Annotated in this window: 8 protein-coding genes; 5 read left to right on the forward strand and 3 right to left on the reverse strand. The window is 67.7% G+C overall.

Features of this window, described 5'->3' with window-relative positions:
- The first annotated feature begins 128 nt into the window (after nt 1–128).
- The 5 genes from KF715_14340 (at nt 129) to KF715_14360 (ending at nt 9,340) form a co-directional block, all read left to right on the forward strand.
- Complete coding sequence (locus KF715_14340; GenBank protein ID MBX3737871.1) at nt 129–2,000, forward strand: hypothetical protein; 1,872 nt, start codon at nt 129–131, stop codon at nt 1,998–2,000.
- 162 nt (nt 2,001–2,162) lie between these two features.
- Nucleotides 2,163–3,017 (forward strand): hypothetical protein, encoded by an 855-nt coding sequence (locus KF715_14345; GenBank protein MBX3737872.1) that lies wholly within the window; start codon nt 2,163–2,165, stop codon nt 3,015–3,017.
- Between the two features lie 29 nt (nt 3,018–3,046).
- Entirely contained in the window at nt 3,047–6,208 is a 3,162-nt protein-coding gene (locus KF715_14350) for a TonB-dependent receptor (GenBank protein ID MBX3737873.1), read from the forward strand.
- Between the two features lie 85 nt (nt 6,209–6,293).
- Complete coding sequence (locus tag KF715_14355) at nt 6,294–7,544, forward strand: dicarboxylate/amino acid:cation symporter (GenBank protein MBX3737874.1); 1,251 nt, start codon at nt 6,294–6,296, stop codon at nt 7,542–7,544.
- Nucleotides 7,545–7,618: 74 nt separating this feature from the next.
- Nucleotides 7,619–9,340, forward strand: coding sequence for a gamma-glutamyltransferase family protein (locus tag KF715_14360; protein ID MBX3737875.1), 1,722 nt, complete (start codon nt 7,619–7,621; stop codon nt 9,338–9,340).
- Nucleotides 9,341–9,687: 347 nt separating this feature from the next.
- Here the strand turns inward: KF715_14360 and KF715_14365 are convergent, their stop codons facing one another.
- Genes KF715_14365 through KF715_14375 form a run of 3 tightly spaced genes read right to left on the reverse strand, consistent with a single transcriptional unit; the run spans nt 9,688 to nt 13,209 of the window.
- Nucleotides 9,688–10,608: a LysR family transcriptional regulator gene (locus tag KF715_14365; GenBank protein ID MBX3737876.1), complete on the reverse strand. Its 921-nt coding sequence runs from the start codon at nt 10,606–10,608 to the stop codon at nt 9,688–9,690.
- Nucleotides 10,609–10,656: 48 nt separating this feature from the next.
- Complete coding sequence (locus KF715_14370; GenBank protein MBX3737877.1) at nt 10,657–11,862, reverse strand: phospholipase A; 1,206 nt, start codon at nt 11,860–11,862, stop codon at nt 10,657–10,659.
- A 51-nt stretch (nt 11,863–11,913) separates the two neighbouring features.
- Nucleotides 11,914–13,209, reverse strand: coding sequence for a TolC family protein (locus KF715_14375; GenBank protein ID MBX3737878.1), 1,296 nt, complete (start codon nt 13,207–13,209; stop codon nt 11,914–11,916).
- Nucleotides 13,210–13,256 lie beyond the last annotated feature (47 nt).

Below are 13,256 nucleotides of genomic sequence, written 5' to 3' on the forward strand. Positions count from 1 at the left end.
CCAGAGCGCAAGCGCGCGGCCCATGGCGTAGAACTACGCCACGCGGGCAGCGAGGCTCCCTGCTAGACGCCGCCGACCCGCCTGCTACGCTGCTGCGCCCGTTGCCCATGCCCCCTTCCGCTGCTCCTTTGTCGCCGGCGTCCACTGTGCTGGCCGAGCCCTCGACCCGTCGCGCCGCGCGCTGGCTCGCGGCCTGCGTGCTGTTGGTGCTCGGCAGTGCGCTGCTCGCCTCGCTCATCCAGAATTCCGGCGGCCGCGTGCAAGTGGTCGGGTTGAACCTGCCGACGCAGAACGGCCAGTGGCTCGCGGCGGACCTTTTCCGTCCGCGCAGCGCGACCGTCGAGCATAAGGCGCCGCTCGTCGTCGTCGTGCCCGGCTTTCAACGCTCGAAGGAGACGATGACGAATGTCGCGCTCGAGCTCGCGCGCCGCGGCGTCGTCGCAATCGCGATCGATCCTTACGCGCAAGGCAGCTCGAGCGCGTCGATGAGTCCGCAGTCGGCGACGTTGGAAGGCTACGGTCTGTTTGCCGTGGTGGAACTCGCCGCGAACACCGAGCTGCTCAACTACGTCGACAAGTCTCGCCTCGGCGCGACCGGTCATTCGGCGGGCGGCAACGCCGTCATGCAAGCCGCGGCGTATTTTGGGCGCGAGGCGGAGCGCGCGGGCCGGCCGAGCAAGCTCCACTCGGCGTTCATCTCCGGCTACGTGCTGTCGCTGACGGACAAGCTGCTCGATCGCGCGCGCTCGAATCTCGGGATCAGTTACGCGCTCTACGACGAAGGCGCTTACCGGAACGAGCTCGGTCACGGCGACATGCGGCGTGCGCCGGAGGCATTGCGGCTCGTCAACTCATCCGCGGCGCTCGCAACGACTCCCGTGGCGGAGGTGGAGCTGGATCATTTCTACGGCAATGCGGCGGCGCGGAATCTCCGTGTGGTGCACAACGAGCGGACGCTGCATCCGCTCCAGCCCTACAGCGTCGCGGCGATGGCCAACCAACTCGAGTTCTTCGAGCGCGTTTTCGATCTCAAGAGCGGCCTCTCGAGTCGCGATCAAGTGTGGTTCTGGAAGGAGCTGCTGACGCTCGTCGCGCTCGTGGCTGCGCTGGTCGCGCTCGTGCCCGCCGCGCAACTGCTGCTCGCCCACGTGCGCTTCTTCCAGCCGCTGGCGCATCCGCTGCCGCCGCCCCAACCGCGCGCGCAAGGCGCGGGCCGGCTCATGTTCTGGACGCTGCTCGTCGCGGGCGCGGTCGTCGCGTGCTTCAGCTACATTCCGCTGGCGGAGCTGTCGCAACGCTGGTTCGCCGCCGCGGCAGGGCGCGAGCAGACGTGGTTCTTCCCGCAGCGCATGAACAACGCCGTGATGCTGTGGGCGCTGCTGAACGGCGCGGTGGGTTTCCTGTTGTTCTATCTTGGTTACCGCACGCACGGCCGCCGGCACGGCGTGACGCCCGCGATGTGGGGCGCGACCACGAGTCTCGGCGAATTGGCGCGCACCGCCGTGCTCGCGCTCACGCTGTTCGCCGGATTCTACGGCCTGCTCTTCGTGGTGAGCGCGGTCTTCCACGTCGACTACCGGTTTCTGTTTCTCGGCGTGCGTGTCTTCCAGCCGGCGCTGCTGATCTTCCTCGCGATGTATGCGCCGGCGTTCCTGCCGTTCTTCCTCGCGAACTCGCTCCGGGTGAACGGCGCGATGCGGCCCGCGGGCCTGCCGGAGTGGCGGAGCAAATTGCTCGGCGGCCTCGCCAACTCGCTCGGACTGCTGCTCATCATCATCGTCCAATACGCGACCTACGCCCGCACCGGCACGGTGCATTGGACCGACGGCTGGCTCTACATCAACCTGCTCTTCGCGGTCGTGCCGATGATGTTCGTGCTGCCGTATTTCAACCGCGCCTTCTTCAACCTCACCGGTCGCATCTACCTCGGTCCGCTGACGACATGCCTGGTGTTCATCATGATCATGATCTCGAACACGGTGTGCTACATCCCGCTCTAGCTGCGCGCGCTGCGTCCGCCGATCGCGTGGCTCGTTACGTAGTTATACGCCATGGCGACGGGCAGAGCCCCATCTGGGCGACGCGCCTGAATCTGGTAGCATGCGGCCCGGCACTCTTACCTCTCTCACCCCGTTGCCCCCACTGACCGTGCTGATCCTCGCGTGAGCTTTGCTCGACTCATCGTGTTTTGCTGGAGCCTGGCCGCCGCCATGCCGACCGTGACGCGCGCCGCGCACGACAGCTTCGCGTTCACCAGCGGCGGCCACCATTTGACCGTCTGGTATCACCGCCCCGCGGCGGCGCCGGCCGATGCACCGGTGCTCGTCGTGATCCACGGTGTGGGCCGCAACGCCGAGGAATACCTGCAGGACTGGATCGAGCAGGCCGACGCGCTGAAGTTCGCGCTCATCGTGCCGGAGTTTTCGAAGGCCGAATTCCCCGGCGAGGAATCGTTCAACTCCGGCAACCTCTTCGACACCGCGGGCCGTCTGCGGCCGCGCGAACAATGGTCCTACAGCATGATCGAGCCGGTCTTCGACGCGGCGCGCCCGCACCTCGGCAGCACGCGCAACGATTACGCGATCTACGGCCACTCCGCCGGCGCACAGTTCGTGCAGCGCTTCCTTTATTTCGTTCCCGCCAGCCGCGCCACCCGCGCCGTCGCCGCCAACGCCGGCTGGTATATGCTCCCGGATCTCGAGCGGGCTTTCCCCTACGGCCTGCGGGGCACGCCCGCCGATGCGGCGACGTTGCGCCGCGTTTTCGCTTTTCCGTTGATCGTTCTACTCGGCGAAGCGGACACGGATGCGAACCACCAATCCCTGCGCCGCACGCCCGAGGCCGACGCGCAGGGGCTCTATCGCTTCGCGCGCGGGCAGTTCTTCTTCCGCTTCGCGCAACAGACCGCCGCGGCAGGTGACGCAGACTTCCGCTGGAAGCTCTCGACTGTCCCCGGTGTCGCCCACAACAACAAAGCCATGGCACCCGCTGCCGCCCGCCTCCTTTTTTCGCACTGAACCAAGCCGACCTAACACCCCGCACGCCCATGAACCACACCTCGCGCACCCTCCGCCTGCTCGCGCTCCTCGCGCCGCTCGCGCTCGTTCCGCTCTCGTTCGCGCAATCCGCCGCCCCCGCGCCCGACGCCCCGCGCGACGAGCAGCCCGTGAAGCTCGATCAATACGTCGTCACCGGCTCGAACCTGAAACGCATCGACCAGGAAAAGACGCTTCCCGTCACCGTCATCGATCGCGACGCCATGGACGTGCGCGACGCCTCGCAGCCCGCCGACCTCCTCATCTCGATCCCGCAGGTCACCGGTCTGCCCGGCAACGAGACCGCGACCCTCGGCGCCACCGCGCGCGGCGATAATTCCTCCAGCTCCCTCCGCGGCCTGCCCTCCAGCAACACGCTCATCCTCCTCAACGGCCGCCGCCTCCCGCCGCACCCGATCTCGCAGTCCGAGGCCGGCGTCCCGACGCTCACCACCAACGTCAACATCCTCCCGAACCGCGGCATCCAACGCATCGACATCCTCCGCGACGGCGCGTCCTCCATCTACGGCACCGACGCCGTCGCCGGCGTCGTGAATTACATCATGCGCCGCGAATTTCGCGGCACCGAGCTCCAGCTCCGCTACGGCGAGACGCGCTACGGCGACGGCGCCGAGACGCGCGCTTCGCTGACGCACGGCTTCGATTTCGCCAACGGCAAGGGCCGCGGCATCCTCACGCTCGACCTCTTCCAACGCGACGCGACCTACGCGCGCGACCGCGCCTTCATGGCCGAGGCCGACATGAGCTACCGCGCCCCTGCGCCGTGGAACGTCTCCACGAACACCACGTTCAACGCCCGCTCCGCCACCACCGAATACGGCAACTTCACCATCGGCACGGTTACCAACGGCGTGTTCACCGCCGGCCGCACCAGTGGCATTCCCTCGTCGCTCGTCGCCAGCTCCGGCCAGTTCTACATCGTGCCCACGGCCACCGGCGTCGGTTTCCAGACCAGCACGCCCAGCCGCGCTGGCGTCACGCACGACTTCTACTGGAACAACAACGCCTACCGCGTCCTCCAGCCCGAGACGAAGCGCGGCAACCTCTTCCTCGCCGGCGAATACGACCTCCGCGAAAACCTCACGCTCTTCGCCGACTTCAACTACTACCGTGCGCACTCCGTCACCTACCGCGAGCCCGACGGCATCACCGCCTCCACCGACGGCAGCATCATCGTGCCGGTCGATAATCCCTTTAATCCCTTCGGCTCCCGCTTCTGGTCGCCCACCGGCGCGCCCAACGCCGACGGCTCCGCCCGCCTCACCGGCACGCCCGCCGCCGTCCTCATCAGCAACAAGCGCCTCACCGACCTCGCCACGCGCACCTCGACCGTCGACAACACCGTCTATCGCGGCGTCGCCGGCGCGCGCGGCAAACTCCACGGCAGCTGGTCTTGGGAATCCGCGCTGCTCTACGGCGAGTCCCGCGTGACCGACGACGAAGGCGGCCCATCCCGCAAGAGCCTCCTCATCGCCGCCATCAACCAGACCGATCCCACGAAGGCCTTCAATCCCTTCACCCGCACCTTCGCCGTGCAAGGCGGCACGCTCGTCGTCACCGGCGACTACCAGAATCCCGAGAGCGTGCAGCAGACCTTCCGCTCGCAGTTCATCCGCAACGGCATCACCAAGCTCGGCAGCTGGGACGCGCGCGCCAGCGGCGACGTCCTCGATCTCTGGGGCGGCAACACCATCGGCCTCGCCGTCGGCACCGAGTATCGCCGCGAAGTCTACGACGACTTCCGCCCGCCCTACGCCGGCCTGAATCCCGCCGGCTCCGGCCTCGACCCGGCGGCGAACGACTTCCTCGGCTTCTCGCCCAACTCCGACACGCACGGCAACCGCCACGTTACCGCCGCCTACGCCGAGACCGTCATTCCTCTCGTCGGTCAGAAGACGAAGTTCCCCCTCGTCGAATCGCTCGAGCTCACCGCCTCCGCACGCCATGAACGCTACACCGACTTCGGCAACACCACCAAACCCAAGTTCGGCCTCAGCTGGCAACCGGTTCGCTGGGCGATGGTCCGCGCCTCCTACAACGAAGGTTTCCACGCGCCCAACCTCGCGCAGCTCTTCACCGGCACGCTCATCCGCACCGTCACCGGCAGCACCGATTCCTACCGCAGCACCGTCACCGGCCTGCCCACCGACGGTCCGTCGAACCGCCGCAGCGTCGCGTCCGGCAACCCGAACCTCGCCCCCGAGGAGTCGAAGGGCAAATCCGCCGGCATCGTCGTCGATGTGCCGTTCGTGAAAGGCCTCTCGCTCGGCGTCGACTACTGGGAAGTTCGTCAGAGCAACGTCATCGCCTCCTCCGGCTCCATCGCCGACGACACCGCCGCGCTGCTCGCCGCCACGCAGGCCGCGCTTGCCGCCGGCCAGAACATCAACTCCATCGACCTCGGCTCCGGCACTGCGAACTACCAAGGCGACCCCGCCGTCGTCCGCCTCCCCGTCACGCAGGCCGACCGCGATTTCTTCGCCGCCTACAACGCCTCGCGCACGCCGGGCAACCAGCGCGCCGTCGTCGGTGCGATCGATATCCTGCGCACGACCTACTTCAACAAAGCCTCGGAGTTCGTGAACGGCTTCGACTTCGACCTGAGCTATCGCTTCCCGAAGTGGTCGATCGGCAACTTCACGTTCAACACGACGTGGACCTACCTGAACGATTTCCACGCCTACAACTCCGCCACCGGTCCGCGCGTCGATTACCGCGACTCCAATACCACGAACGTCGGCGGCGCCACGCCCAAGTGGCGCGGCAATGCCTCCCTCACCTGGCGCCGCAAGCAATGGGCCGCCGGTCTCGCCGGTTACTACACCGGCACCTACACCGACGTGAACGCCACCACCACGCAGGCCACCTGGCAGTCCCTCGGTTCGCCGACCTACATCGTGCCCGTCTACAGCAACGGCACCACGACCTATCGCTACAAGGTCCGCGATTCGATCATGACCAACGCCTACGTCTCATATCGCCTCCAGACGAAGAACAAGTGGACCAACGACACCACCATCCGCGTCGGCGTCGTGAACCTCTTCGATCGCATCCCGCCGCTCTCCGCCGACTCCCGCGGCTACGACACGTCCGTCTACAACCTCATGGCCCGCGGCCTCTCATGGTCGGTGCAGCTGACCAAGAAACTCTGACGCTTCCGGAATAACCTCGCCCCGCGCCACCCGCGGGGCTTTTTTCCGCCGCGTCCGCGCGCACCCCTCGCGCCGGCTACCCCACATGAGATTCCTGCGTCACCTCTACGTGCAGGTCCTGCTCGCCATTGGCGCGGGCATCCTGCTCGGCCATTATCAACCCACGCTCGGCGCCGACCTGAAGCCGCTCGGCGATGTCTTCATCAAGCTCATCAAGATGCTCATCGGGCCGATCATCTTCACGACGGTCGTCTCCGGCATCGGCGGCATGGGCAATCTCAAGCAGGTCGGCCGCGTCGGCGCGAAGGCGCTGCTCTACTTCGAGGCGGTCACGACACTCGCCCTCATCATCGGCCTCGTCGTCGCCAACGTCTTCCAGCCCGGCTCCGGCGTCCACGCCACCGCCGCGTCGCTCGATGCCTCCGCCGTCGCGCAATACGCCAAGGCCGCGAAGGAGATGTCGTTCGTCGATTGGGCGCTGCACCTCGTGCCCAACACCTTCGTCAGCGCCTTCGTCGAAGGAGAAATTCTCCAGGTGCTGCTCATCTCGATGCTCTTCGGCTTCGCCCTTGCGAAGCTCGGCGACAAGTCCCGCCCGCTCGTGGACCTGCTGCACGAGGTCTCGAAGGCATTCTTCATGATGGTGAACCTCGTGGCCAAGCTCGCGCCCATCGCCGCGTTCGGCGCCATGGCCTTCACCGTCGGCAAATACGGCCTCGGCTCGCTCAAGTCCCTCGCCGGCCTCATGGCCTGCGTCTACCTCACCTGCATCGTCTTCATCGTCGTTGTGCTCGGCGGCATCGCGCGCGCGAGCGGCTTCTCGCTCTGGAAAATCCTCAAATTCATTCGCGAGGAACTGCTCATCGTCATCGGCACCTCGTCGTCCGAAGCCGGCCTGCCCGGCCTCATGACAAAGATGGAGCGCGCGGGCTGCGCGCCGCAGGTCGTCGGCATCGTCGTGCCCTCCGGCTATTCGTTCAACCTCGACGGCACCTGCATCTACCTGACGATGGCCGCGCTCTTCATCGCGCAGGCGACCGACACGCCGCTCGATCTCGTGCATCAGCTCGGTCTCCTGTTGGTGCTGTTGCTCACCTCGAAGGGCGCCGCCGGCGTCACCGGCAGCGGCTTCATCACGCTCGCGGCCACGCTCTCGGCCACCGGTCACGTGCCCGTCGCCGGCATGGCGCTCATCCTCGGCGTCGACCGCTTCATGTCCGAAGCGCGCGCCATCACCAACTTCATCGGCAACACCGTCGCCACGCTCATCATCGCCAAATGGGACCGCGCCTTCAACGCGGATGCCGAAGGCGCCCGCAACGTCCTGCGACTGTAGCTGCCGCCGCGTGAGGTAGGGCGCGATTGCCGGGCCCGCCGCGAATCACGCCACACGCCTCGCCTTCATCTCTCATGTCTCGCGCGTTCCTCGTCCTCCGCCCTCGGTTCTCCGTCCTCTGCCTTCTGTCCTCCGTCGTCGCGCTCGCTGCGACGGCCGCCGTCCCGGTCCGCGTCGAACCGGTCACCGCGCCGCACGGCATGGTCGTCGCGGGTCATCCCGAGGCGGCGCAGGCCGGCGTCGAGATCCTGAAAGCCGGCGGCAACGCCATCGATGCCGCCGTCGCCGTCTCGCTCGCCCTCGGCGTCGCCGAGCCCTACGGCTCCGGCCTCGGCGGCAAACTGATGCTGCTCTACCACGACGCGAAATCCGGCCGCACGTTCGCCATCGACGCGATGGATGCCGCGCCCTCGGTCGATGTCGCCGCCTACGTGAAGCGCCCGGACGAAGTCCGCAACTACGGTTACGGCTCCGTCGCCGTGCCCGGCCTCGCGGCGGGCCTCGCGCTCGCGCACGAGAAATGGGGCCGCCTCAAATGGGCCGACGACGTCGCGCCGTCGATCGCGCTCGCGCGCCGCGGCTTCCTTGTGCTGCCCAAGACGCGCGACTTCTTCGCCGAACAGGAAAAAAAGCTCCGGCGCGGCGACGCCGAGATCGCGCGCCTCTATTTGCCGAACCGCGAACTGCCCGTCGTCGGCACGCGCCTCGCCAACGCCGACCTCGCGCACACGCTCGAACTCGTCGCCGCGCACGGTCGCGACGGCTTCTACCAGGGCCCGGTTGCCGCCGCGCTCGTCGCCGCCTCGCAGCGGGGCGGGGGCGCGATCACGCTCGACGACCTTGCGCACTACGAGGCGCGCATCAGTGAGCCGCTCGTGCTGGATTTCCACGGCTATCGTCTGCTCGCCGCGCCGCCGCCCGCGAGTGGCCCGGCGCTGTTTCTCACGATCATGAAGGTGCTCGAGGAGGAGAATTTCGGCGGCGGCCCGCTGCGCCGCGCCGACAACCTCGACCTCCTCGGCCGCACCTGGCGCGTCATCTCGCCGCTCGTTTATCGCGACATCGCCGACGCGCCGCAGTCGTGGTTCAATTTCGAAAAACTCGTCGCCCCCGATTCCATCGCCCGGCTCCGCGCGCAAGTCCACGCTGCGCACCTCGCGCCCGCGAAAACCGCGGCGTGGCTCGATGACGGCGGTTTCTCGTCCGACATCGCCGCGGCCACCACGCACTTCGCCGTCGCGGACGCCGAGGGCAATTTCGTCTGCGCCACGCAATCGCAGAGCCTGCATTTCGGTGCCGGCGTCGTTCCGCCCGGCACGGGCGTCGTGATGAACGATTCGATGAGCAACTTCTCCTTCAGCGAGCCGCGCAGCCTGAACTACCTCGCGCCCGGCCGGCGCGCGCGCAGCACGATCTCGCCGCTCATCGCGGTTCACGACGGCAAACCGGTTTTCGCGATGGGCATCCCGGGCGCCGCCCGCATCCCGACGGCGATGTTGCAGGCACTGATCGATCGGATCGTGCTGAACCGCCCGTTTGCCGACGCCATCGGCGACACACGCATTCATTGGGACAACAACTGGCGCCGCGGCGACGACGACACCGTCGAAGCCGAACGCTCGCTCCCCGAGTCCGAGGTGGCCGCGCTCCGCGCGCTCGGCTGGAAAGTCGATCTCAGCGAAGCTCCCGGCACCGGCCGCCGCTTCGGCGGCATCAACGTCATCGAACGCCACGCCGACGGCAGCTACGCCGGCTACGCCGACCCGCGCCGCACGAATGCCGCGGCCGGCTACTGAACTCGCGCCCCTCGTCGCCCCCGGTCTTCGCTCTGGCGGTTTCGGCAAATGTAACCTATTAGGTTACATTTGCCGGCGCCCGCTCGCGGCCAAGCACGGTAGGTCAGCGCGCCGGCGAGCGATTTCACACGGACGCGGCGATGGCGCCGGTTGGAATACTGATGCCCAGCCCCATGCATCGGTCCGGTTGCTCCGTCTCACGTCGACGAATCGCCGCCGCTGTCGAAAACGACGAGCAACGTAAGCAGAGCGAGGATGAACACGGCGAGCATGAGTGCGCGATCAGCATATCCGACCGCGCTCCTGCAGGGAAATGCCTCTGCAGGGCATGCCGCCATACCGGGGCGCTATCGCTTGCGGCGCGGCGAGACCGGTTTCTCAAGGTCGCGGACGGCGTGGCGGCGCAACACGGCGATGAACTGCTCGAGCAGCTTGGATTTCTCGTCGCGGTGCCAGACGGCGCAGAGTTCGACCGGCGGGCAATCGGTCGCGACGGCGCACAGGCCCGGGCCCATCGCTTCGACCATGTGCTCCGGCATGATCGCGATGCCGTAGCCACTGGCGACACGTCCGGCGATGCCTTCCAGCGTGGTGCCGGTCGGCCCGATGATCGGCGTGAATCCGCTCCAGCGGCACAGCCGGTTGAAATAGCTGCGGTATTGCGCCGATTCCTTGGGATCGACCGTGATCCAAGTTTCCTCCGCCAGCTCGGCCAGTCGCACCGAGGGGAGCGCGGCGAAGGCGTGTCCGCTGGGCATGACCACCATGAGCTGCGAGCTGAGAATATCGAGGCACTCGAGTTCGCGGCGGTTGCCGAGGAGTTCGCGCACCATGAAACCGAGGTGCACGCGGCGGTTCACGATCAAGGCGAGCTGGTCGTGGACGCGGCGGTCGTGCAGCACGACGTCGATGCGCGGGTGGAGCTGGCGGAACTCGTTCAACGCCGCGGGCACGATGCGCCCGCCGAGGTGCCAGTCGTTGCACACGATCAGTTCGCCGGCGCTGCCGTCGGTGACTTCGCGCACGGACGCGGCGGCCATGTCGACCTGGGCGAGGATCTTGCAGGTGTGCGCGTAATAGGTGCGGCCGGTGTCGGTGAGGCGCACGCGCATGTGATTGCGATCGAGCAGCGTCGTGCCGAGCTCGTCCTCGAGCGCGCGGATCTGGCGGCTGAGCGCCGGCTGGGCCACGCGGAGCTGCTCGGCGGCGCGGCTGAAATTCAGCAGCTCGGCGACCGCTTTGAAATAGCGCAGGTGACGCAGCTCCATGGGCGACGGGTAACGCAGCGGTTGCGTCGTGGCAAGGCGCGCCTCGCCTCAGCGCACGAGCGAGAAGCCGGCGCGGACGGTCTCCGAGCGCTCCGTGTAGGAGCGCAGGCTTTCACCGTAGCCGCTGAAATACTGCACGAGGAACGCGGTCTCGATGTTCAGCCACTTGGTGCGGAACGGCAGCGTCAGGTCGACTTGGTGCGTCCAGTGGTTGAAATCCTTCCCGGCGCGCACGGCATAGAGCACTGAAGGCCGGCGGGCGTCGCGCGAGAGGCCGAGGCGCAGCTGGCCGTAGCCGCGGTAGTCCTTGAGGTCGCGGTTGTCGCTCAGCGAGGTGACGTAGGTGAACACCTCGGGGATGACGAGCAGGTGCCAGTCGTCGATCGGGCCGATCATCGCCGCGGCGCGCAGATTGATCGTGTTGAGACTGCGCGAGTCCGGGCCGTCGCGGCCGTTGGATTCGTGTTTGATCGCCAGCTGCGAGCCGAGGCGCGTGAGCCAGCCGTCGCGCCCGGTCGGCATCGGCGCGAGGCTTTCGAGCATGAGCTCGGGCATGTAACTCGTGTCGTAGAACGGACTGGAGCTCGCGTTGATGTCCCACAGCGAGCGCTGCGTGTAGCCCGCTTGCAGCGTGTGCGTGAAGCCGCCGGGTGCCGGTTGGTTCAGATCCATCAGCTTGTATTTGAAACTGATTTGGAACTTCGCGGCCGGCGCGTCCGGGCCGTAGATGAAATAGATCGACTCGTGGAGGCCGAGGCGCCCGGCGAACGTCCGCTCGAGTGCGCTGACGGCTGGTGTGAGGTTCGTGAGGTGGCGCAGCGATTGGGCGGGATCGCCGACGTCGGCGCGGGGCGTGGCGCTGGCGTCGACTTTGAGAGCCGTGCGGAGCGGCGCGGGTAGTCCGGCGGCGAACTCGAGCACGATGTCACCGGAGACCACCGGCGGTTGTTCCGCGGTGTAGAGCCGCGTGGCGAACGTGCCGGGCGCGATCACGAGGGTCGCTTCGTCGCCGGTGCGGAACACGACTGGCAGGTCTGCGCCGGTCGCGCGTGCGCGGCCCTCCAGCGCCGCGGGGGGACGGTAATAGATCGTGCATGTGCCGGGGTTGAGCGCGACGAGCTGGATCTGCCAGCCGCCGGTTCCGGGCAGCGTGGCGCTCGGTGCCGAGAGCGTGAGCGAGGGAGTTTCCGCGTCGTCCTGCGCGCGCAAGGTGAGCGCGAGGACGAGCGTGCAGAGCCAGAGCGTGGATTTCATGGGTGCGACGGGGAATGCGTGGACTGAGTGCGGAGGAAGCTCCCGGAGTGCTCACACGCCGGGCGCGCCGGTGGCGCGTTGCAGGCTGGCGAGCGCGACGGCGTAGTCGTGCTGCGCTTGCGCGAGATTCGAGCGGGCCTCCGTCAGCGACGACTGGGCCGAGAGCACATCGAGCTGTGTGGAGAGACCGGCTTGGTAGCGCGTCTGGGCGAGACGGAGGCTTTCGCGCGCCTGCGTGACGACTTGCTCGGAGGCCTGAAGCACCTCCGATGCTTCGACCAGGCTGGCGTGCGCGGTGCGGACTTCGAGTTCGACGGCGAGCTGTCGCTCCTCGAGGGCGAAACGCGATTGCTGCGCGCGGGCGCGGGCTTGGGTGACTTTGCCGGCGGTGGCTTTTGAATCGAAGATGTTCCAACTCGCCTGCAAGCCCGCGGACCAGCCGTGCAGATTGCCGGCGGTCGTGGTGAGCGAGGGCGACGACCACGCGTAGCCGCCGACGGCGCTCACCGTCGGCTGATAGCCGCTGCGGGCGCCGGTGACCGCTTGATCGGCCGCTTGCACGAGGCGTTCCTGCTGTTGCAGCTCCGGCCGGTGCGCGCGTGCGGCGGAGACGGCGTCGGCGAGGGCGACGTCGCGCGCCGGGACGACGAGCGTGCCCTGCACAGCGAGGTCGCCGGCGGGCGTCGAGGTGGCGCCGAGCGTCGTGCGGAGTTTTTCCTGCGCGATCTTGTAGCTGTTGCGCGCGCGAATGAGGCCCGGGCGCGCGTTGGCGACGGCAACCTCGGCGCGCAACAGGTCGAAGTCGGAACCGGTGCCGGCATCGCGGCGGCTGCGCGCGTAAGCGAGCTCGTTTTCCAGCACCTTCAACGCCTCTTCGCGCACGGCGATGACCTCGCGGGCGAGCAGCACGTCGTAGAATTGCTGGCGGACGCCGAGCAGCGTGTCGCTCACGGCGGCGTTGAACGCGAGGCGCGCGGCGTCGAGCTGGGCGCGCTGCGCGCGTTGCTGCGCCTGCAGGCTGCCGCCGGCGTAGATGACCTGCGAGGCGGTGACGCTCACGCTCCACGCGCGGTCGTCGGCGAGCGGCGATTCGAGGCGGTGTTCGTCGTAGCGCGCGGCGCTGCTGGCTGCGGTGACGCTCGGCAAGCGGGCGGCGCTGGCGGTGACGAGCACGCCTTCCTGCTCGCGGATTTGTTCGCGGGTGCGGAGGAGCGTGGGGCTGTGCGCGAGCGCGTAGTCGAGCGAGATTTCGAGGGTGAGCGGACGCGGCAGTGGCGGGAGATCGGTTGCGGCGGAAGCGGCGACGCCGAGCAGCGGCAGGAGAAGAGAGAGACGGAAAGTTTTCATGGGAGGGAAGTGGCGGGACGAGCGTTGCGCGCAGGGATGTGGATCGG

The organism is Candidatus Didemnitutus sp. (assembly GCA_019634575.1).
Taxonomy (GTDB): domain Bacteria; phylum Verrucomicrobiota; class Verrucomicrobiia; order Opitutales; family Opitutaceae; genus Didemnitutus.

Excerpts from the sequence above, each read along its gene's own strand:
- KF715_14370 (MBX3737877.1), bottom strand. The coding sequence starts at position 11,862 with ATGAAATCCACGCTCTGGCTCTGCACGCTCGTCCTCGCGCTCACCTTG.
- KF715_14375 (MBX3737878.1), bottom strand. The coding sequence starts at position 13,209 with ATGAAAACTTTCCGTCTCTCTCTTCTCCTGCCGCTGCTCGGCGTCGCC.
- KF715_14365 (MBX3737876.1), bottom strand. The coding sequence starts at position 10,608 with ATGGAGCTGCGTCACCTGCGCTATTTCAAAGCGGTCGCCGAGCTGCTG.
- KF715_14350 (MBX3737873.1), top strand. The coding sequence starts at position 3,047 with ATGAACCACACCTCGCGCACCCTCCGCCTGCTCGCGCTCCTCGCGCCG.
- KF715_14360 (MBX3737875.1), top strand. The coding sequence starts at position 7,619 with ATGTCTCGCGCGTTCCTCGTCCTCCGCCCTCGGTTCTCCGTCCTCTGC.
- KF715_14355 (MBX3737874.1), top strand. The coding sequence starts at position 6,294 with ATGAGATTCCTGCGTCACCTCTACGTGCAGGTCCTGCTCGCCATTGGC.